This window comes from Haloferax marinum (assembly GCF_009674625.1).
In the GTDB taxonomy this organism is placed as follows: Archaea; Halobacteriota; Halobacteria; order Halobacteriales; family Haloferacaceae; genus Haloferax; species Haloferax marinum.
Map to the genome: position 1 here is coordinate 1718500 of NZ_WKJQ01000001.1, position 21206 is coordinate 1739705.

Genomic DNA, 21206 nt, shown 5'->3' on the forward strand with positions numbered 1-21206 from the left:
GACGTACAAAGGGGTTGTGACGGGCGTTCGAACCGAGAGCGACGCCATTTTGCCACCACCTGTCGAAGGCAGAGTATGGACCTCACCGACCGCCCGCGACGACTCCGAACGGACGGGATTCGCCCCCTCGTCTCGGAGACGACACTCGACGCGACAGACCTCGTCGCACCCGTCTTCGTCGACGCCACGACAGACGAGCGAATTCCGATCGAGTCCATGCCGGGACACGAGCGCGTCCCGCTCTCAGCGGCGGCCGACCGGGTGGCCGAGATACGCGAAACCGGCGTCGAGGCGGTCATCGTCTTCGGCATCCCCGAGTCGAAAGACGCCGAAGGGTCGCGCGCGTACGCGAAAGATGGCGTTGTACAGGAAGCAGTTCGGCGAATCACCGCCGAGACGGACGCATACGTCATCACCGACGTCTGTCTCTGTGAGTACACCGACCACGGGCACTGTGGCGTGGTGGAAGAACACGCCGAAGACGACCCGACGCTGACCGTCGAGAACGACCCCACGCTCGAACTCCTCGCCAAGACAGCCGTCTCGCACGCCGAAGCGGGCGCAGACATGGTCGCACCATCGTCGATGACCGACGGGATGGTCGGGGCAATCCGTGAGGGTCTGGACGCCGCGGGATACAGCGACGTCCCCATCATGTCCTACGCCGCGAAGTACGAGAGCGCCTTCTACGGCCCCTTCCGCGACGCCGCAGACGGTGCACCGGCCTTCGGTGACCGCCGTCACTACCAGATGGACCCGGCCAACGCCCGCGAGGCGATGCGCGAAGTCGCCCTCGACGTCGAACAGGGCGCAGACGTGCTGATGGTCAAACCCGGCCTCCCGTACCTCGACATCATCCGGGCCATTCGCGAGGGGTTCGACCACCCCGTCGCCGCGTACAACGTCTCTGGTGAGTACGCGATGCTCCACGCTGCCGCCGAGAAAGGGTGGTTAGACCTGGAGGCGACTGCACACGAGTCGCTGTTGTCGATGAAACGTGCCGGGGCGGACCTCATCATCACGTATTTCGCCGAAAGCGTGGCGGAGCAGCTTTCGGCGGACAGTCGGATGTAATCCGACGACTTCGTCGGGCACAGCCCGACGGGCTGCCGAGCGAAGCTCGGCAACTTCGCAGAGAGCGTCGCCGAGACGCTCACCTCCGACCGATAACGACGCGGTCACGAACGGTTCCCGCTGGACGCGAACAGTGCGGTGCGCGCAGCCAACCGACCTAGTTGTGGCAACATTTTCCTGAACATTCGTCCACTCTCGACCGACCATTCGTCCGAGTAGTGGACGAAATACAACCTTATATGCGTAATATTCTAACCAATTTTGTTCGAGTGTAGTATTATGGCCACATATATTTTCGAACTTCAACCCTATGCTTTATGTACTGCCTCTCCATGAAGTTGAACCGTGATGAAGCACCACAATCCACACGGATTCGGTAGAAAAGTACCCGAACGTTCACTCTATGAAATCGGAGGTGGACACGCGTGACGCCACTGCAGGTCGACCCGGCAGTCATCGCACAGGGGGTCAACTACGTCTGGATCCTCGTCGTTTCGTTCCTCATCTTCTTCATGCAGCCAGGATTCGCGCTGCTCGAAGCAGGACAGGTACGCGCGAAGAACGTCGGCAACGTACTGATGAAGAACATGACCGACTGGGCGCTGGGCGTCCTCGTCTACTTCATCGTCGGTGCCGGTGTGGCGACGATAATCGGTGGGCTCACCTCCCCTGGTGGGTTCAGCGCGGCCGCCGCGTTCTCGTACATCGGTGACTCGGGTTCGTGGATCGACTGGTTGTTCGGCGCCGTCTTCGCGATGACCGCCGCCACCATCGTCTCCGGTGCCGTCGCAGAACGCATGGACTTCCGTGCGTACGTCGTCTTCGCGGCCGTCATGACGGGTATCATCTACCCCGTCACGCAGGGCCTGACGTGGTCCGGCGGGCTACTCGCTGGAAGCGGCTACCTCGGTGCAATTCTCGGAACGGGCTACCTCGACTTCGCCGGTGCGACGGTCGTCCACATGTGCGGTGGTGTCGCCGGCCTCGTCGCCGCAAAGATGGTCGGCCCACGTAAGGGTCGCTTCGACGCGAACGGAAACAGTCAGCCCATCCCCGGCCACTCGATGCTGCTTGCCGTCCTCGGCACGCTCATCCTCGCGTTCGGCTGGTACGGTTTCAACGTCGGCACGCAGGCGACCGTCCTCGCAGCCACCGAGAACGGTGGACTGGAGTTCATGGGTGCCGCACTCGGCCGCGTCGCACTCGTGACCACCCTCGGCATGGGCGCAGGCGCAGTCGCCGCGGTCATCGTCTCGACGCAGTACCAGGGCAAGCCCGACCCGCTCTGGATGGCTAACGGTCTGCTCGCCGGTCTCGTCGCCGTCACGGGCGCTGTTCCCCACGTCACGTGGTGGGGCGGCCTCGTCCTCGGTGCACTCGGCGGCGCAATCGTCCTTCCCGCGTACCGCTTTACGGTCGACACGCTCAAGATCGACGACGTGTGTGGCGTCTTCGCTGTCCACGGCGTCGCAGGCGCAGTCGGCACGGCACTCATTCCGCTGTTCGCCGTCGGCGGGTTCTCCGCTACGCAACTGGTGATGCAGGTCGCCGGTGTCGGCGTCATCGCTCTCTGGACCATCGTCGCTTCGGCAGTCGTGCTGTTCGCGACGAGCACCATCTTCAGCCTCCGCGTCTCGGAAAAAGAAGAAGTCGAAGGCCTCGACGTCGGCGAACACGGCGTCTCGGTCTACCCCGAATTCGTTGGCGACTCCGGACCCGACCGTGGTCTGGGCGCGCCTGCAGCGACCGATGGGGGCCACGACGTGCGCACTGACGGTGGCGTCGCGGACGACTCGAACGTCGCAGTCGACGGAGGTGACGACCAATGAGCGACACTGACAGCATCAAGATGGTGATGGCCATCATCCGCCCCGACAAACTCGCGAGCGTGAAGTCCGCTCTCGCCGAAGCAGGTGCCCCCTCGCTCACCGTCACGAACGTCTCCGGACGCGGCTCTCAGCCAGCAAAGAAAGGCCAGTGGCGCGGTGAGGAGTACACTGTCGACCTCCATCAGAAGGTCAAAGTCGAGTGCGTCGTCGCCGACACGCCCGCCGACGACGTGGTCGACGCCATCGTAGACGCCGCCCACACGGGCGAGAAAGGCGACGGAAAGGTGTTCGTCATCCCCGTCGAGGAAGCGGTGCAGGTCCGCACCGGCAAGGAGGGGAAACCAGCAGTCTGAGAACATAACGCCGGTTAATCCAACCTTTCGTCGCCGCGCTCGCGGCATCAACCCGCTGGAGGGTCTCAGTTCTGTCCCGACCCTCGTATTCGTTTTCTTACACTACATACGTCGAATTGCCCGGCAACATTTGTCCAGTTAGTGCGTGACTTACGACCTTAAACATCTCATACTCCATTTTAAAGCGGACATACGTCGTATTAATCCACCAAACTTGGACAAATGTCAACACATATTCTTATGTACTCCGGTGTGGATACCTTCTTCCATGATTCGCGAAACATTCGGTCGCGAATCGAGCACTAATATGAACGACCGTCCAACTGAACCACTGTTCGAATCGCCAAGCGGAGGAATCGTATGCTGACACCACTCCAAGCAGACCTCGCGAGCGTCGTCGAAGGCGTCAACCTCGTGTGGGTTCTGACCGTCACGTTCCTCATCTTCTTCATGCACGCCGGATTCGCCATGCTCGAAGCCGGGCAAGTACGTGCGAAGAACGTCGCAAACCAGCTGACGAAGAACCTCCTGACGTGGAGTATCGGCGTCATCGTGTTCTTCCTCCTCGGCGCGGCCGTCTCGGCCATCGTCGCGGGTGTCACCGGTGGCCCATCGACGACCATCACTGGCGCTTTCATGAGCCTCTACGCACCCGACGCGTCGGCCACGACGGCGTGGGTCGATTGGCTCTTCGGTGCCGTCTTCGCCATGACCGCCGCCACCATCGTCTCCGGGGCCGTCGCCGGCCGTGCGAGACTCCGTGCGTACCTGACCTACACCATCCTCATCGCCGGCGTCATCTACCCCGTCGTCGTCGGCGTGACGTGGGCCGGCGGTTTCATCGGTGCCCTCGGCTTCCACGACTTCGCCGGCGGCATGATCGTCCACGGCATGGGCGGCATCGCCGGCCTCACCGCCGCGTGGCTCATCGGCCCGCGGATGAACCGCTTCAACGCGAACGGGAGCGCCAACGTCATTCCCGGCCACTCCATCACCTTCGCCGTCCTCGGCACGCTCATCCTCGCGTTCGGCTGGTACGGCTTCAACGTCGGCACCGCCGCCGCCCCGCTCGCGTACGCTGACGGCGAAATCACGCTCGGGTCGTTCGCCTACGTAGGCCGCGTCGCGCTCGTGACCACCCTCGGCATGGCCGCCGGCGCAATCGGTGCCGGTGGCGTCTCGATGTACAAGACCGGCAAAGTCGACACACTCTACGTCGCCAACGGCCTGCTCGCCGGCCTCGTCGGTGTCACCGCGATCGCAGACGACATCATCTGGCCGGGTGCCCTCGTCGTCGGCCTCCTCGCTGGCGCGCAGCTCCCAATCGTCTTCGAGTTCGTCGAAAAGCGCCTCCGCATCGACGACGTGTGTGCGGTCTTCCCCGTCCACGGGTCTGCGGGCGTCCTCGGGACGCTCCTGTACCCCGTCTTCGCCATGCCGCTCTGGCACGGCGGCGCCTCGTTCGTCTCGCTGGCTATCCCGCAGATTATCGGCGTCGGCGCAATCGCCATCTGGACCTTCGTCGCCACCGCGGCCGTCTTCGGTGCCTTCCGCGCTGTCGGCCAGGCCCGCGTCTCTGCGGACCACGAACAACAGGGTCTCGACACGGCCGAACACGGTGTCGACACCTACCCAGAGTTCGGGTCGCGCGACCCAGACACCGGTATCCGTGCGGATGGGTCCGGTATCCCCCACGGGAGTGGATTCATGTCGACTCGGGAGGAGGAGTGAGTTATGAGCAACGCTGACCTGCCCAACGACGGTGGCATCAAACTGGTGATGGCCATCATCCGACCCGACAAACTCGCAGACGTGAAGACGGCGCTCGCAGAAGCGGGTGCACCGTCGCTGACCGTCTCGAACGTCTCCGGACGCGGCTCACAACCCGCGAAAAAGAGCCAGTGGCGCGGCGAAGAGTACACCGTCGACCTCCACCAGAAGGTCAAAGTCGAGTGTGTCGTCGCCGACACACCCGCCGAAGACGTCGCCAACGCCATCGCAGACGCCGCCCACACGGGCGAGAAAGGCGACGGGAAAGTGTTCGTCCTCCCGGTCGAAGGAGCCTATCAGGTTCGGACCGGGAAGACTGGCCGCGACGCCGTCTGAACGCTCCCGAACTTCTGACTTTCAGCCGTCGAGAGAGGCGAAGTGCCTATATCCTCACCACCGAAGGAGAGGGTAGGCCCGTCACCGGGGCGAGAGCCGGACCCACGCGAAACCATTTTTCGACTCCGCACGAAGCGATGTGACGATGAGCGGTGTCCCCCTGTGTTGAGCGTCGAACTCCTCGGCGGTTTGACGATAGCACTCGCCGGACTGTCTCTCGTCGGCGTCGGCGTCGACCGGTATCTCCCCGACATCGACGACCCACGGACAGACCTGCTGGTGAGTGACCTCTCGAAGTGGGGCGTCTTCGCGCTCCTCTGTGGCTACGTCGTTCTCGTCGAAGGACGGCCGCTCTCGTCGCTTTCGGGGCGCTCGCTCGACCCGCTTTCGTTCGTCGCCGTCGTCGGTGGCGGCCTCGCCGTCCTGTTCGTGGCGAGCGTGGCGACGGCACCGTTCTTCGACCGAATCGGTGTCGGTGACCTCGACGGCGGACTGTCACAACTCGGGTCGCTGTCGCTCCGCCATCGTCTCTTCGTCGCGCTCACTGCCGGCGTTACCGAAGAAGCCCTGTTCCACGGCTATGCCATCGAGCGACTCCTCGAGGCGACCGGGAACCCACTGCTCGCCGGTGGGGTCTCGTTCGCCGCGTTCACTGCCAGTCACGCGATGGGGTGGAACCGCGGGGCAGTCGTCCGTATCGCGGTCCCCGCGCTGTTGACGACGGTCATCTATCTCCTCGTGCGCGACGTGGTGGCGCTGATGGCCATCCACGCCCTCAACGACGCTGCTGGACTGCTCTTGGTGCGGTCGACGCCGGACACGACCACCGAGGGAACGACCCAGTAAGGTCTTTGCCGCGAGGGGTCGAACCGCCGGCCATGAGACACGACGAGTCCCGCGCGTTGTACGACCGAGCGCTGTCGGTCCTCGCAGGCGGCGTAAACTCCTCGGTTCGGGCGACGAAGCCGTACCCCTTCTTCGTCGAACGCGGTGACGGCGCGCACGTCATCGACGCCGACGGGAACCGCTACATCGACTACGTGATGGGCTACGGGCCACTGTTGTACGGCCACGACGCACCCGACCCCGTCCAGGCGGCAGTCCAGAAACACGCCGCCGCCGGGCCGATGTACGGCGCACCGACCGAAATCGAGGTCGAACACGCCGAGTTCGTCGCGCGACACGTTCCTTCAGTCGAGATGATTCGCTTCGTCAACTCGGGCACCGAAGCGACTGTCTCGGCAGTCCGCCTCGCTCGCGGCGTCACCGGCCGCGACAAAATCGTCATCATGCAAGGCGGCTATCACGGCGCACAGGAGTCCACGCTCGTCGAGGGCGGGCCCGACGACGCCCACCCGAGCACGGCCGGCATCCCCTCGTCGTTCGCCGACCACACGATTCCCGTCCCGTTCAACGACACCGAGGCGATTCACGAGGTGTTCGAGGAGTACGGCGACGACATCGCGGCGGTCATGGCCGAACCCATCCTCGCCAACATGGGCATCGTCCACCCCGTCGAGGGCTACCTCCAGACGCTCCGCGACGTGACAGAGGAGTACGGGTCGCTCCTCATCTTCGACGAAGTCATCACCGGGTTCCGCGTCGGCGGCCTCCAGTGCGCACAGGGCAAGTTCGGCGTCACGCCCGACATCACGACGTTCGGCAAGATTATCGGCGGCGGGTTCCCCGTCGGCGCAATCGGCGGCAAAGCCGAACTCATCGAGCAGTTCACTCCGAGTGGAAACGTCTTCCAGTCCGGCACCTTCTCCGGCCACCCAGTCGCGATGGCCGCCGGCCACGAGTATCTGAAGTACGCCGCCGAAAACGACGTCTACGACCACGTCGACCGTCTCGGCGAGAAACTCAGGACTGGCATCTCGGACATCCTCGAAGACCAGGCCCCCGAGTACACCGTCGTCGGGTCGGACTCGATGTTCAAGACGGTCTTCACGCGTCACGGCACCAGTGACCGTTCGGACGCCTGCAAGAACGGGTGCGTACAGGACGAGTCCTGTGGCAACTTCGGCGCCTGCCCGAAGACCGGCGCGGACGTGGCGAGCGCCGAAACCGACCGCTGGGAACGCGTCTTCTGGCAGGAGATGAAAGACCAGGGCGTCTTCCTCACCGCGAACCAGTTCGAGTCGCAGTTCGTCTCCTACGCCCACACTGACGAAGACATCGAGGAGACGCTCGAAGCGTACAAAGAAGCGCTGTAGGAGGTTACTCTTCTTCGACCCGCACTCTCGCCTCACTCTTCTTCGACCCGCACTCTCGCCTCCGCCGCCCGCCAGAACGGTGGGTACGCGAGGACGAGGCCCAGACCGACACCGAGCGCCCACGCGACGAGGATACCGAGCGGTGACTCCTGCAGGTCGAAGAAGACGAACAGCGTCGTCGTGACGACAGTCGTCACGAGTCCGATTGCCCACACCCGAACGACCAGTCGGAGTCGAAGCGGGCGGGCGACCAGCAAGACGACACCCACACCGCCCGCGACGACGGCGCCGAGGAACCACGGTGGGTCGATGCCGACAGACATCAAGAACGGTTCGAGCGGTCCGAGCACCGCAGTCAGGGCGAAGAAAAAGAGAGCCACGACGACGAAGTCGCCGACCTGTCGGACGAGAGAGTCGCGGGAGGGCATCGAGAGAGTCGTGGTTCGGGCGGCGTATGCGTCTTTCCCTCGTCGGCGCGACAGTCTCGCCGAACCGCGTGTGTGCCGCGTCACGCTCCGACACGACAGCGACGAACTGGAGGGCTTTTCAACGCGGGCGCCAGACAACAGCGTATGACTACACGGACGCTGCGACTGGCGACGCGAGGGTCGGCGCTCGCTCGCGCACAGGCTTCGAGCGTACAGGAGGCGCTCGCAAGCCGACGACTCGACGTCGAACTCGTCGAGGTCGAAACCGAGGGAGACCGCATTCAGGACGAACTCATCCACCGACTGGGCAAGACCGGCGCGTTCGTTCGCGCACTCGACGAGCGCGTCCTCGACGGTGAGGTGGACGCGGCGGTCCACTCGATGAAGGATATGCCGACCGAGAAGCCGAACGACCTCGTCGTCGCGGGCGTCCCCGAGCGCGCACCCGCCGGTGACGTACTCGTCACCCGTGAGGGCCACGACATCGACGAACTCCCCGAAGGAGCAGTCGTCGGCACCTCGTCGCTCCGCCGCCAGGCCCAACTGCGCAGTTACCGCAGTGATATCGAAGTCGCACCGCTCCGCGGCAACGTCGATACGCGCGTCGAGAAGTTGCTGGCGACGAGCCTCCAGCGCGAACACGAAGCACGAGTCGACGACGACGAGCAAGCGAAGGGCCAGAAGGGCAAGACCGACTACGAACGGAAGTTCGAAAAGCGACCAGACGAGTGGTTCGACAGTCTCACCGAACTCGAGCGACAGGCGATGAGCCGAAAGGTCGACACCGAGTACGACGCCATCGTCCTCGCCGAAGCAGGGCTCAAGCGAAGCGGACTCGCCGACAAAATCGAGTACCAGCGCCTCGACCGGAACTCGTTCGTCCCCGCACCCGGACAGGGCGCTATCGCAGTGACCGCGTCCGACCCCGAGATTATCGACCTCGTTCACGACAAACTCGACCACCCGCGGACGCGCGTCGAGACGACCGTCGAGCGCACCATCCTCGCCGAACTCGGTGGCGGGTGTATCGCCCCAGTCGGCGTCCACGCACTCCTGCAGGGCGAACACGTCCACGTCGACGTGCAGGTACTCGCGACCGACGGGTCGGAAGCCATCAAGACCGGTCGTGACCTGCCGGTCGGCAACCACGCGAACGCCGCCCGCGACTTCGCCGCAGGCCTGCGCGAGCGGGGTGCTGGCGAACTCGTCGAAGCGGCCCGAAAGGAAGCAGAGGAGGAGTAAGATGACAGGGGAGGGCGACTCGGCCGAGACCGACGACTCGGCCGCCACCGATTCGACCGGCACCGAAACGGTCGGCACGGTCCACCTCGTCGGAAGTGGCCCCGGCGACCCGGAACTGCTGACACTGAAAGCCGCTCGCCTCATCGAGGAGGCGGACGTGGTCCTCCACGACAAACTCCCCGGCCCGGAGATTCTCGGGATGATTCCAGCCAGCAAGCGCGAAGACGTCGGCAAACGCGCCGGTGGCGAGTGGACGCCACAGGAGTACACGAACGCCCGACTGGTCGAACTCGCCCGTGAAGGCAAGGACGTCGTCCGCCTGAAAGGCGGCGACCCGTTCGTCTTCGGACGCGGCGGTGAGGAGATGGAACATCTCGCAGCGAACGAGATTCCGTTCACCATCGTCCCCGGTATCACTTCGGCCGTCGCCGGACCGGGGTCGGCGGGCATCCCCGTCACGCACCGCGACTACGTCTCGTCGGTCTCGTTCGTCACGGGCCACGAGGACCCGACGAAAGAGGAGTCGGCAATCGACTGGGGCGCACTCGCGGCGACGGGCGGGACGCTCGTCGTCCTCATGGGCGTCGGCAAACTCCCACTCTACACGGCCGAACTCCGCGACGCGGGGATGGCCGGCGACACGCCCGTCGCGCTCATCGAACGAGCGACGTGGCCCGAGATGCGCGTCGCCACCGGCACGCTCGACACCATCGTGGACGTGCGCGACGAGGCGGACATCGAACCGCCGGCCATCACCGTCATCGGTGAGGTGGCAGCGACTCGTGACCGCGTCCAGGCGTTCCTCGAAGGCGGCGGCGTCGACGCGCTGGCTACAACTGCATCGACCGACGGAACGAAGGTCGGTGGTGACGACGAGGCAGACGAATGAGCCAACAGGTCCGCGCTGCCGTCTTCCGCCCGGACGACGACCGTATCGAGGCAGCAGTCGAACTCCTCGATTCGCTCGGTGCGACGCCGGTTGCCGACCCGATGCTGGCCGTCGAACCGACCGACTCCACGCCGGAACCGGCCGAGTTCGTCGTCCTCACGAGCAAGACGGGCGTCGAACTGCTCGACGAAGCAGGGTGGACCCCAGGCGACGCAGTGCTCTGCTGTATCGGCCCTGCGACTGCCGGTGCCGCCCGCGAGGCAGGGTGGACCGTCGACCGAGTTCCGGACGAATACACGTCCGCAGGGCTGGTCGAACACCTCGCACCCGACGTCGACGGCAAGACAGTCGAAGTGGCCCGAAGTGACCACGGGAGTCAGGTCCTCCTCGTCGGCCTCCGCGACGCCGGTGCCGACGTCCACGAGACGGTCCTCTACCGACTCGTGCGCCCCGAAGGGTCGGGGAAGTCGGCGGTCATGGCGGCCGACGGTGACCTCGAAGCGGCCCTGTTTACCTCGTCGCTGACGGTCGAACACTTCCTCGAGGCCGCCGCCGAACGCGGCATCCGCGAGGAAGCTATCGCCGGCCTGAATCGCGCCGTCGTCGGCGCAATCGGCGCACCGACCCGTGAGACGGCGGCGTCACACGGCATCGACGTGGACGTCGTCCCCGACGAGGCGACGTTCGAAGCGCTCGCCTGCGACGTGGTCGAGATGGCGGCACCAACCTACCACGAGTGACGCGAACCGGCCACAGTGAGGAGACGACGGGTGCGGCGAGCGCGAATGCGTCCGTAACCGACGGGTCGTGGCGGGCCGTCGCGACAGTCACCGGGTGGCAAACTGCGGCCAGTCTCTGTTACTACACCATCTTCGCCGCGACGGGATTCGTCCGCGACGCGTTCTCACTGTCGGAGTCGCTCGTCGGTGTCTTTCTGACCGCTGCTCTGCTCGGCTACACGTTCATGTTGTTCCCGACCGGTGCAGCAGTCGATGGCTTCGGCGAGAAACCGGTGATGGTCGTCGGCCTCCTCGCCCTCGCCGTCGCACTCGTCGGCGTCTCGTTCGCACCGCCGTCCTACGCGCTGTTGTTGGGGACTGCTGCCCTCCTCGGCGTGGCGTACTCGACGGCGATGCCGGGGTCGAATCGCGGTATCGTCGCCGCCGCACCCGCCGGAAGCAAGAACCTCGCGATGGGGTTGAAACAGGTCGGTGTGACGTTCGGAAGCGGTGCGTCGTCGCTCATCGTGACGGGTATCGCCGTCGTCGCGGCGTGGCAGGTCGGCTTTTGGGTAATCGCCGCCGTCGCAGTCGGGTACGCAGTCGTCTTCGCCGTTCAGTACGACGGAGTCCCCGGAACGGGCAGACTCGAGTGGCCGCAAGTCGGTGGACTGAGTGGGAACCGGGCCTACGTCGCTCTCGTCGGCGCAGGGTTGTTCATCGGTGCGTCCATCTTCTCGATGCTCGGCTACACCGTCCTCTACGTACAAGACGTGGCCGGTGCGGCCCCGGCAATCGCGGGAGGCGTTCTCGCGGCGACGCAGGTGACCGGGAGCATCGGTCGTATCGGTGCCGGAAGCATCGCCGACAGACTCGGTGGCGCACACGGTGCGGCGACTGTCGCACTCGTGCAACTCGCAGGGGCTGTCCTCTTGTTCGCCCTCCTGGCCATCGCGGGCGGGTCGCTCGCACTCACAGTCGTCGTGTTCGTCGCCCTCGGCCTCACTATCCACGGGTCGACGGGTGTGTTTTACTCCTGTCTGAGCGGCGTCGTCGCCGACGACGACATCGGTGCGGCGACTGCCGGCGGACAGACCGCAATCAACACCGGAGGACTGCTCGCACCGCCGATTTTCGGCATCATCGTCGAGTCAGTCGGGTACGGTGCTGGGTGGGCGTTCGTCGCGGTGGCGACGGTGGCGGCGGCGGGACTGCTGTTCGTCGTCACGCGCCGTCTGTAATCGAGACGGGACGCGCATCGAGACGGGACACGCGTTCCGATATGTGAACCCGCAGACTATTCGTGCTCGTGTACGCACTGTGAGCCATGTTACGATACGACACTCGCGGCGACGCCAGTTGGCTCACACTCGACCGGCCCGAGAAGAAGAACGCACTGCACCTCGATGGCTGGTACGAACTCCACGAAGGCCTCGAACGAGCGGCCGACGAGTCGCGCGTGGCCGTTCTCACTGGCGTCGAAGACGTGTTCTGCGCCGGTGACGACATCTCACTCATCGATGACGCGGAGACGGCAGCGGACGTCGAAGAACTGACCGACAGCCTCTACGACGTGCTGTTCGGCATCGAATCGTTGGACGTTCCCGTCATCGCGGCGGTCAACGGCCTCGCCTACGGTGGCGGGTGCGAACTCGTGGCCGCGTGTGACCTCGCCGTCGCCGTCGAGGACGCGACGTTCGCACTCCCCGAAACGAAAATCGGCGCGTATCCACCCTACGTGGTCGAGCGCGTGGCCGAGACAGTCGGGAAGAAACGGCTCATGGAACTCGCGCTGACGGGCGACCCGATTGGAGCGGAGACGGCGGCCGACTGGGGACTCGTCAATCGCGTCGTCTCGGCAGACCAACTGACCGAGTCTGTCACCCAGTTCGTCGAGTCGATTGCCGCGTCGCCGCGGCGGTCGACCGCTCTCACGAAGCAAAACGCGACAATCGGGGCGGCGAGTCCGGGGACGCGCGAACGAATCCGCGGGTCGTTCCAACAGATTCGCGCCGACGACGACTGCCGGGCGGCGACACGGCGGTTCTTCGAGCGATGAACGAGGTGTAAGTAGTCTAACGAGGTTCGTCTGGGAACGCTTCGATATCGCTATCCTCCGAGATATATACCAACAATACCCTATATATATCTAATAGCAGGGTACTTGAGTAAATCTGCAGTCGTCAACGATGATGACGCGAAAGACGGACGACGTCGTTTCACGCCGAAAGTTCTTGATTGCCACCGGCGCAGCCGGAGTCGCTGGTCTCGCTGGCTGTACAGAGGGCAACAGCGAGGCAGATTCCGAAGCCACCGACGCAGAGAACGCCGAGTCCAACACGGACACGCTCTCGGGAGCGATCGACATCGCGGGTTCGTCGACTGTCTTCCCTCTCGCGACGGCGATGGCCGAACGCTTCCAGAAGGAACACTCGGAAGTCAACATCAACATCCAGTCCACTGGCTCCGGTGGTGGCTTCGCGAACTACTTCTGTACCGGCCAGACGGACTTCAACAACGCGTCGCGTCCCATCAAATCCGAAGAAGAAGACCACTGTTCCAGTGAGGACGTCGAACCGGTCGAACTGAAGGTCGCGACCGACGCGCTGACGGTCATCGTCAACAACGACAACGACTTCATCGGCGAGGGACTCACCGTCGAACAGCTCGAGACCATCTTCTCCGCCGATTCGAAGCCGGCGACGTGGGCCGACGTCGACTCCGAGTGGCCCGACGAAGAGATAGAAATCTTTGGTCCCACTGACGCCTCCGGTACCTACGACTACTTCATCGAGGCAATCATCGGCGAGGACGGCCCAGGCCACCGCCAGGACTACTCTGCGACCGAACAGGACCGAACCATCATCCAGGGTGTCGAAGGCTCCGAGTTCGCCATCGGCTACATGGGTTACGCCTACTACAGCGAAAACACCGACGCTGTTCAGGCAGTCGCCATCGACGACGGTGATGGCTACGTCGAACCGTCGCTCGACACTGCGCTCTCTGGTGAGTACACGCCGCTGTCGCGCCCGCTGTTTACCTACCCGGCAAAGGGCGCGCTCGCGGATGACCACGTCGCCGCGTTCGCTCGCTACTGGATGGAGAGCTCTACGAACAAGGAAATCGTCGCCGACGAAGTCGGCTACGTCCCACTGGCCGAAGACGAGCAGTCCGAGATGCTCGACAAACTCGATTCGGCCATCGAAGCGGCTAACTAGCGTCTCTCTTCAGCACGTCGGCTGAACCCCCGCGCGCTTTGCGTCGCACAACAGGCCCACCGGCGAAGCTTTTTGTACCGAGACGGGACCACTGCACTCCATCGTGAACGACAGTCGAACCGATGGGGCCCCTGCCAAACTGCCAGTGTTTATGCCGGTGACGGCGTGAGTACCCAACAACTGATGGAAGGACCCGTCCCCGACCTCACCGAGCACGCCGCGGCGTGTGCAGACCGACTCCGCGACGCCGACCGAGTGCTCCTCGCTTCGCACATCGACGCCGACGGGTTGACCAGCGCCGGCATCGCCTCGACGGCGCTCGAACGCGCCGGGATTCCGTTCGAGACGGTGTTCTGTCGCCAACTCGACGAGGCCGCCATCGCCGACATCGCGGCGACCGACTACGACACCGTCCTGTTTACCGACTTCGGGAGCGGCCAACTCGACGTCATCGCCGACCACGAGTCGGCGGGCGACTTCCACCCAGTCATCGCAGACCACCACCAACCTGCCGAGGGAGTCGAGACCGAACACCACCTCAATCCACTGTTGTTCGGTCTCGACGGTGCGACCGAACTCTCCGGTGCGGGTGCGAGTTACGTCCTCGCGCGCGCACTCGAACCCGAAGGCGGAGACAATCGTGACCTCGCCGCCCTCGCGGTCGTCGGCGCCGTCGGCGACATGCAAGATACGAACGGGACGCTCACCGGTGCGAACGAAGGCATCGTCGAGGAAGGAATCGACGCGGGCGTCGTCGAAGAAGGGACAGACATCAGAATCTACGGCCGACAGACGCGTGCACTCCCGAAACTCCTCCAGTACGCGACGGACGTGCGCATCCCCGGTATCTCGAACAACGAGGCCGGTGCGATCGAGTTCCTGACCGAACTCGACGTGCCCGTCCGCGACGACGACGGCGAGTGGAAACGGTGGGTCGACCTCACGGGTGACCAACGGCAGGCACTCGCCAGCGCGCTGATTCGGCGGGCCATCGCCAGCGGCGTCCCCGCCCACCGAATCGACGACCTCGTGGGGACGACGTACGTCCTCTCACGGGAAGCAGAAGGAACCGAACTCCGTGACGTGAGCGAGTTTTCGACGCTCCTGAACGCGACCGCACGGTACGACCGGGGCGACGTCGGCCTCGCCGTCTGTCTGGGTGACCGGGACCGTGCCCTCGACAGAGCGCGCCGACTCCTCCGAAACCACCGCAAGAACCTCTCGAACGGGCTTCAGTGGGTGAAAGAACACGGCGTGGCCGTCGAAGAGAACCTCCAGTGGTTCGACGCCGGCGACGAGATTCGTGAGACCATCGTCGGCATCGTCGCCGGGATGGCCGTCGGAACCGACGCCACCCGAAACGGAATCCCCGTCTTGGCCTTCGCAGACGACGAAGACGGACAGGTGAAAGTCTCCTCGCGCGGGTCGTACGTGATGGTCAAAAACGGCCTCGACCTCTCGGTGGTCATGCGCGAGGCGTCACGAGCAGTCGGCGGCGACGGCGGTGGGCACAACGTCGCCGCGGGAGCGACGATTCCGAAGGGGTCGGTCGACGAGTTCATCGCCGAAGCCGACCGCATCGTCGGCGAGCAGTTAGCCTAACGAGTGCAGCCCCGACCGGTTCGTCCGGGCAGTCAGTCGTCTACCGGATTCGACCCGAACCTCGAAGGGACCCAGTTTTGGTCGTCGATAGGCGGTCGTTCGTAGTCGACGTCCTGTCTCGGTGGGAGTTCGATAGGGTCGGGCGTCAGGTCTTCGTACGGAATCTGGTCTAAGAGGTGTGAGATGCAGTTCAGTCGCGCGTGGCGTTTCACGTCCGCGTGGACGACGTTCCACGGTGCTTCGTCGATGTCGGTGTGTTCGAACATCGCGTCTTTGGCCTTCGAGTACTCGACCCACTTCGAGCGCGCTTGGAGGTCCATGGGACTGAGCTTCCAGCGACGCTTCGGGTCCTCGTTGCGTTTCTGGAAGCGCCGTTCTTGTTCTTCGTCGCTGATGGAGAACCAGTATTTGATGAGGACGATACCCGACCGAACGAGCATTCGCTCGAACTCGGGACAGGTTCGCAAGAACTCTTCGTACTCCTCGTCTGTGCAGAATCCCATCACGTGTTCGACGCCCGCCCGATTGTACCAACTGCGGTCGAACAGCACCATCTCGCCTTCGGTCGGGAGTTGCTCGACGTAGCGCTGGAAGTACCACTGGCCTTGCTCGCGTTCGGTCGGTTTTCCGAGTGCGACGACGCGCGCAACTCGCGGGTTGAGTCGGCGGGTGATTCGTTTGATGACCCCGCCTTTTCCTGCCGCGTCGCGCCCCTCGAAGACGACGCAGACGCGGAGGTTCTCCTCCGTAATCCAATGCTGGAGTTTGACGAGTTCTTCCTGCAAGTCGTTCAACTCGCGTTTGTACTGTTTCTTCTTCAGAACTCCCCGCTTGTTGTAGCGGTCCGCGTCACTCGTCATGCCACCAATATGTTCCTCGTGAACAAATACCAATAGGGAACGGTAGTGGTGGCCGTCGCAGAGCGTGGATCGAACACCGATTCGATATCGCAGCATGTAGTTTATCACCCGGACCAGACTTTGCGGAAAAACGGCTCCACAGTCACTCGAGAAGCGCCACGACATCCCAAATCCGCGAAATCCTCATATCATATGCTCGTGTATGTCATGGTACCGGCCCGCATGGCCGGCGAGGGGCAAGACGATGGCGACCGCGAGACCAAACCGCTTCGAATACGATTACCCGGTCGGCTACGAACCGGAGGTACAAACAGAGACGGTCGAGTTGGACCGTCGAACCGTCGAACGACTCGACGCAGTGCGCGAAGAAGACGAGTCGTACGACGAACTGATCAACGAACTCGTGTCCATCTTCACGGCGAGCGAACTATTCGCCGCCCGTGTGGACACGCCACTCATCGAGTGACGCACTGCCTCGTCACTCTATTTTCATCGCGGACTCACCCAGACCGATAGGTACCCACAGCGACTCACAGTTGCTCTCGGGGGCTCAGGTAATCGGACAATAGTAGACTAATTCTGCAACCCTCAGAGGGCCCAGACAGCTACGAGACAGGCTGAGAACCCCCGAATCGAGAGAAGAGAGGATTTGTCGAGCGTTCTGCGAAGCCGTTCGATAAATTGCCGGCCGCTATACGAAACGTCGAGATTCGGGGACACCGGCCAACCGTCCGATTTTTTGCCGGCAGCGAGGTAGGGCAGAGTATGACCGACTTCGACCCGGAGAAGTTCGAAGACAAGTACGTCCACTACTTCCCACAGCTCCAGCGCGCGTACAAGAACGCCTTCAACACGATGAACGACGAGTACGACTCGACGCTCATCCACGGCATCGACCAGCAGATTCTCAACGAGTCCGAACCGTTCTACGAGGACGGCGACTTCTACGTCGAACTCCCCGAAAACCCGGCCGAGCGACTCACTGCGGTCGTCGTCGACGACGACAAACTCGAGGCCGTCCTCGACCGGTATCTGGACGAGATTCACGCCGAACTCCGGCGTGTCTTCGGCGTCGAAGCGTAACCGAACCAAAGGCCTAAGCCCATTCACCCCGAACGCGCGGTTATGAGCACGGAGACGCAGGACGGCGAGGACGACCTCAAAGAGCGTGTCGTGAACTTCCTCCGTCGGAACTTCCCGCAGATTCAGATGCACGGTGGCAGCGCGGCCATCCGCGACCTGGACCGCGAGTCCGGCGAAGTCACGATTCTTCTCGGTGGCGCGTGTTCCGGGTGCGGTATCTCCCCGATGACCATCCAGGCCATCAAGACCCGTATGGTCAAGGAGATTCCCGAGATCAACGAAGTCCACGCCGACACCGGCATGGGCGGCGACATGGGTGGCGAGAGTCGCGGCGGGTCGCCGTCGTTCCCCGGCGAGACCAGCAGTGACACGACCGACATCGAAGACGACCAAGGCCCACAGGCCCCGTTCTAAGGCGGACTCGCTGGCGTTTCTTTTCGACCCGCGTTAGAGAACAGGAGTTTTATCGGCGACCACATCACACCCACGGGTATGACTGCCGAGTCGCCCGAGAACGTTCTCTTCGTCGTCATGGACACGGTCCGGAAAGACCATCTCACGCCGTACGGCTACGAGCGCCAGACGACGCCGGGCCTCGAACGATTTGCGGAGGAGGCGACCGTCTTCGAACAGGCCGTTGCGCCCGCACCGTGGACCCTCCCGGTTCACGCCTCGCTCTTTACTGGGATGTACCCGAGTCGACACGGGGCCGACCAGGAGAACCCCTATCTCGACGGTGCGACCACACTGGCCGAGACGCTCTCGGCGGCCGGATACGACACCGCGTGTTACTCCTCGAACGCGTGGATTACCCCGTACACACACCTGACAGACGGGTTCGCAGAACAGGACAACTTCTTCGAGGTCATGCCGGGAGACTTCCTCTCTGGCCCGTTGGCGAAAGCCTGGAAGACGATGAACGACAGCGAAACCCTCCGCGCGCTCGCCGACAAACTCGTCAGCCTCGGCAACACCGCCCACGAGTATCTCGCGGGCGGTGAGGGTGCCGACTCGAAGACGCCCGCAGTCGTCGACCAGACCATCGACTTCGTCGACGACTCCGACCAGTTCTTCGCGTTCGTCAACCTCATGGACGCCCACCTCCCGTACCACCCGCCCGAGGAGTACAAAGAGGAGTTCGCACCGGGTGTCGATTCGACCGACGTGTGCCAAAACTCCAAGGAGTACAACGCGGGCGCGTACGAGATAGACGACCAGGAGTGGGAAGACATCCGCGGCCTCTACGACGCCGAAATCGCCCACATCGACGACCAACTCACGCGACTGTTCGACTACCTGAAAGAGACCGGCCAGTGGGACGACACCATGGTCGTCGTCTGTGCTGACCACGGCGAACTTCACGGCGAACACGGCCTCTACGGCCACGAGTTCTGCCTGTACGACCCGCTCGTCAACGTCCCGCTCATGGTCAAACACCCGAAACTCGGCGCTGGCAGACGCGAAGACCAGGTCGAACTCGTCGACCTCTATCACACGGTCCTCGACGCACTGGGTGTCGAAGGTGGTGAACCCGCCAGCCCTGGTGACGACGTCGTCGCACTCGACCGAACCCGGTCGCTCCTCTCTGTAGATTACCGCGAGTTCGCCGGCGTGGACGACGCAGACCCCGGCCAACACCACGATGGCGAGTACGCGTTCGTCGAATACTCCCGCCCCGTGGTCGAACTCAAGCAGTTAGAAGAGAAGGCGTCCAGCGCCGGTATCGACCTCTCCGAAGACTCGCGGTTCTACTCGCGAATGCGGTCTGCTCGCCGCGTCGACGCCAAATACACGCGTATCGACCGCATTCCGGACGAAGCCCACCGACTCGACTCTGACCCTGACGAGACGGAGAACCTCGCCGATTCGGACGACGAAGCCATCGCCGAGACCGAGGCCGCACTCTCCGCGTTCGAAGACGCCATCGGCGGTGCGTGGACCGACGCGCTCGACACCGACGTGTCGGACGACTCGGTCGACCAGATGGACGACGAAGCACAAGAGCGACTCCGCGACCTGGGCTACCTCGAATAAGCGAAATCGGCCGTTTGACCCCGACTTGCCACGTTATCGAACTTACTGCGTTATCGCAGTCCCTTTCCCCGTTATCGCAGTCCCTTTCCGCGTTCCCACGCACGCAACAGCGCCGTGAGCGTCTGATTCGTCGGTACCTCGAATTGGTGTTTTACGGCCGTCTCGACGACTGCCCCGTTGATAGCGTCCACTTCGGTTCGCTTCCCCGAGTCGACGTCCTGGAGCATCGACGAGTGGTTTGCTGCTGTTTTCTCGACGACCCGGTCGATAGCCTCACGAGCCACACGGTTCGGGAGGCGAACACCCTCTAATCGGGCGATACGAGCAGTTTCACGGGCGGCACGATGGGCAACGTCGTGAGCCTCGTCGGTCGCCAACGCGCCGTTTTCCACCCTCGCGAGTGCAGTGACGGCGTTGATGCCGGCGTTGACGGCGAGTTTCTCCCATCGCCGACGGGGCATATCCGAGGCGACGAGTGTGTTGATATTCGCGTCGCGGAACGCCTTGCCAGCGCGCTCGGCGACCGGGGACGTCCCCCCGTCGAGCGCGCCGAGGACGACGCGACCGACGCCCGTACACTCGACACGACCAGGAGCGACGAGGCGCGCACCGTACGTGACCGTTCCCGCGAGAACGGGCACGTCGAGGTGGGATTCGAGGAGTTCCTCGGTGAGGCCGTTTTGCAGTGAGAGGACGGCATCGACGTCGCACGCCGCGAGTGCCTCGGCGGCCGCGAGCGTGTCGAACGATTTGACGGTCACCAGTGCGAGGTCGGCGTCGTGACCCGTTTCTGTAGTCGTTGCCGTGGGTGTGACGTGTCCAGACTCGGCACCGACGACGTCGAGGCCAGTCTTCGAGACGCGTGCGACGTGTCGGTCTCGGCCGACGAGCGTCACGTCGTGGACCGACGCGAGGAGGCCGCCGACGAGGGTTCCGAGGCTACCCGCGCCGAAGACGAGGATACGCATGGCTACAGGTTCTCGTCGGGCGATAAAAATCGATGAGTCTCGTGGGACGACTCAGTCTTCGGTCCAGTAGTAGATGTGTTCGCGTTTCGCGCCGCAGTTCGGGCAGGTGTCGGGCAACGCCTCGATGTCTCCCATCTCGCCGCAGTCGCTGCACCGCCACATCAACTCAGCCTCCCCGAACTCGTGGCCGGCGCGCTCGTGCTCGATAGACATTCCCGCGAGTCCCTCGCGAGTCGTGACGAAGAACCCGTCCTCGTCGAAGCCGCGGATGTGGCCGATTTTCGTCCCATCCTCTGTATATACCGCCATTCCGACGGTTGGCTGTGTCTCGGTAGCCATATGTGAACAATGGGCACGCACGTGGTAAAATTGAATGGCCAGCCACAGCCTCAGGCGGGCTTGCATCGTGCCCGGTATAAGTGATAAACCATATAGTGCGATATAAAATCGGTCGGCGGGCGCGAATCCGCTCTCGAATGTCTGGTAGAGCAGTCGCCCTCGCAACCGGGGTGGGGTTGTTCGCTCCCACGATGGGGCGATAGCTGTGTCTCATCTGCATCTCGTCAGGACGGACCCCAACACACC

General features: G+C 63.6%; 22 protein-coding genes. 18 read left to right on the forward strand and 4 right to left on the reverse strand.

Annotated features, from left to right (window positions below):
- Positions 1-75 precede the first annotated feature (75 nt).
- From hemB to hemL, 7 genes are all read left to right on the forward strand, one after another.
- Positions 76-1074: a porphobilinogen synthase gene (gene hemB / locus GJR99_RS08870; protein WP_151111296.1), complete on the forward strand. Its 999-nt coding sequence runs from the start codon at positions 76-78 to the stop codon at positions 1072-1074.
- Positions 1075-1499: 425 nt separating this feature from the next.
- Positions 1500-2903, forward strand: coding sequence for an ammonium transporter (locus tag GJR99_RS08875; RefSeq protein ID WP_151111298.1), 1404 nt, complete (start codon positions 1500-1502; stop codon positions 2901-2903).
- Positions 2900-3256 (forward strand): P-II family nitrogen regulator, encoded by a 357-nt coding sequence (locus GJR99_RS08880; RefSeq protein WP_151111300.1) that lies wholly within the window; start codon positions 2900-2902, stop codon positions 3254-3256. Before GJR99_RS08875 ends, GJR99_RS08880 begins: the two co-directional genes overlap by 4 nt.
- A gap of 360 nt (positions 3257-3616) precedes the next feature.
- Entirely contained in the window at positions 3617-4987 is a 1371-nt protein-coding gene (locus GJR99_RS08885; RefSeq protein WP_151111302.1) for an ammonium transporter, read from the forward strand.
- A 3-nt stretch (positions 4988-4990) separates the two neighbouring features.
- A complete protein-coding gene (locus tag GJR99_RS08890) occupies positions 4991-5362 on the forward strand; it encodes a P-II family nitrogen regulator (protein ID WP_151111304.1) in 372 nt (123 codons plus the stop codon).
- Positions 5363-5524: 162 nt separating this feature from the next.
- The gene (locus tag GJR99_RS08895; protein ID WP_151111306.1) at positions 5525-6208 is read left to right on the forward strand and encodes a CPBP family glutamic-type intramembrane protease; all 684 of its coding nucleotides are present in this window, start codon (positions 5525-5527) and stop codon (positions 6206-6208) included.
- Positions 6209-6240: 32 nt separating this feature from the next.
- Complete coding sequence (gene hemL / locus GJR99_RS08900; protein WP_151111308.1) at positions 6241-7578, forward strand: glutamate-1-semialdehyde 2,1-aminomutase; 1338 nt, start codon at positions 6241-6243, stop codon at positions 7576-7578.
- 32 nt (positions 7579-7610) lie between these two features.
- Here the strand turns inward: hemL and GJR99_RS08905 are convergent, their stop codons facing one another.
- Complete coding sequence (locus GJR99_RS08905; RefSeq protein WP_151111310.1) at positions 7611-8006, reverse strand: hypothetical protein; 396 nt, start codon at positions 8004-8006, stop codon at positions 7611-7613.
- A gap of 144 nt (positions 8007-8150) precedes the next feature.
- Between GJR99_RS08905 and hemC the strand changes: the two genes are divergently transcribed.
- From hemC to GJR99_RS08940, 7 genes are all read left to right on the forward strand, one after another.
- Positions 8151-9248 (forward strand): hydroxymethylbilane synthase, encoded by a 1098-nt coding sequence (gene hemC / locus GJR99_RS08910; protein ID WP_151111312.1) that lies wholly within the window; start codon positions 8151-8153, stop codon positions 9246-9248.
- 1 nt (position 9249) lies between these two features.
- Positions 9250-10137, forward strand: a complete 888-nt coding sequence (gene cobA, locus GJR99_RS08915; protein ID WP_151111314.1) for a uroporphyrinogen-III C-methyltransferase — start codon at positions 9250-9252, stop codon at positions 10135-10137.
- Complete coding sequence (locus tag GJR99_RS08920; protein WP_151111316.1) at positions 10134-10877, forward strand: uroporphyrinogen-III synthase; 744 nt, start codon at positions 10134-10136, stop codon at positions 10875-10877. The genes cobA and GJR99_RS08920 overlap by 4 nt, the downstream gene beginning before the upstream one ends.
- Positions 10874-12097, forward strand: coding sequence for an MFS transporter (locus GJR99_RS08925; RefSeq protein ID WP_151111318.1), 1224 nt, complete (start codon positions 10874-10876; stop codon positions 12095-12097). Before GJR99_RS08920 ends, GJR99_RS08925 begins: the two co-directional genes overlap by 4 nt.
- 86 nt (positions 12098-12183) lie before the next feature.
- Positions 12184-12915 carry an enoyl-CoA hydratase/isomerase family protein gene (locus tag GJR99_RS08930; protein WP_151111320.1) on the forward strand — a complete coding sequence of 244 codons (732 nt, stop codon included), beginning with the start codon at positions 12184-12186 and terminating at the stop codon, positions 12913-12915.
- Between the two features lie 133 nt (positions 12916-13048).
- Positions 13049-14074, forward strand: a complete 1026-nt coding sequence (locus tag GJR99_RS08935; RefSeq protein WP_151111322.1) for a PstS family phosphate ABC transporter substrate-binding protein — start codon at positions 13049-13051, stop codon at positions 14072-14074.
- Between the two features lie 183 nt (positions 14075-14257).
- The gene (locus GJR99_RS08940) at positions 14258-15676 is read left to right on the forward strand and encodes a DHHA1 domain-containing protein (RefSeq protein ID WP_151111324.1); all 1419 of its coding nucleotides are present in this window, start codon (positions 14258-14260) and stop codon (positions 15674-15676) included.
- Between the two features lie 32 nt (positions 15677-15708).
- Here the strand turns inward: GJR99_RS08940 and ppk2 are convergent, their stop codons facing one another.
- Complete coding sequence (gene ppk2 / locus GJR99_RS08945; RefSeq protein WP_151111326.1) at positions 15709-16536, reverse strand: polyphosphate kinase 2; 828 nt, start codon at positions 16534-16536, stop codon at positions 15709-15711.
- Positions 16537-16861: 325 nt separating this feature from the next.
- On the opposite strand from ppk2, the gene GJR99_RS17965 reads away from it, so the two are divergent.
- The 4 genes from GJR99_RS17965 to GJR99_RS08965 all read left to right on the forward strand — a co-directional run bounded on the left by GJR99_RS17965 (position 16862) and on the right by GJR99_RS08965 (position 19653).
- Positions 16862-17002, forward strand: coding sequence for a DUF7557 family protein (locus tag GJR99_RS17965; protein WP_449405223.1), 141 nt, complete (start codon positions 16862-16864; stop codon positions 17000-17002).
- A gap of 299 nt (positions 17003-17301) precedes the next feature.
- A complete protein-coding gene (locus GJR99_RS08955) occupies positions 17302-17619 on the forward strand; it encodes a DUF5783 family protein (RefSeq protein ID WP_151111330.1) in 318 nt (105 codons plus the stop codon).
- Between the two features lie 42 nt (positions 17620-17661).
- Positions 17662-18033: a NifU family protein gene (locus GJR99_RS08960; protein WP_151111332.1), complete on the forward strand. Its 372-nt coding sequence runs from the start codon at positions 17662-17664 to the stop codon at positions 18031-18033.
- A gap of 78 nt (positions 18034-18111) precedes the next feature.
- On the forward strand, positions 18112-19653 hold the full coding sequence (locus GJR99_RS08965) for a sulfatase (RefSeq protein ID WP_151111334.1): 1542 nt from the start codon (positions 18112-18114) through the stop codon (positions 19651-19653).
- Positions 19654-19724: 71 nt separating this feature from the next.
- Here GJR99_RS08965 and GJR99_RS08970 read toward each other — a convergent pair whose 3' ends face one another.
- Both GJR99_RS08970 and GJR99_RS08975 read right to left on the reverse strand, forming a co-directional pair.
- Complete coding sequence (locus GJR99_RS08970) at positions 19725-20621, reverse strand: ketopantoate reductase family protein (RefSeq protein ID WP_151111336.1); 897 nt, start codon at positions 20619-20621, stop codon at positions 19725-19727.
- A 51-nt stretch (positions 20622-20672) separates the two neighbouring features.
- Entirely contained in the window at positions 20673-20960 is a 288-nt protein-coding gene (locus tag GJR99_RS08975) for a DUF7130 family rubredoxin-like protein (RefSeq protein ID WP_151111338.1), read from the reverse strand.
- Positions 20961-21206: the final 246 nt, after the last annotated feature.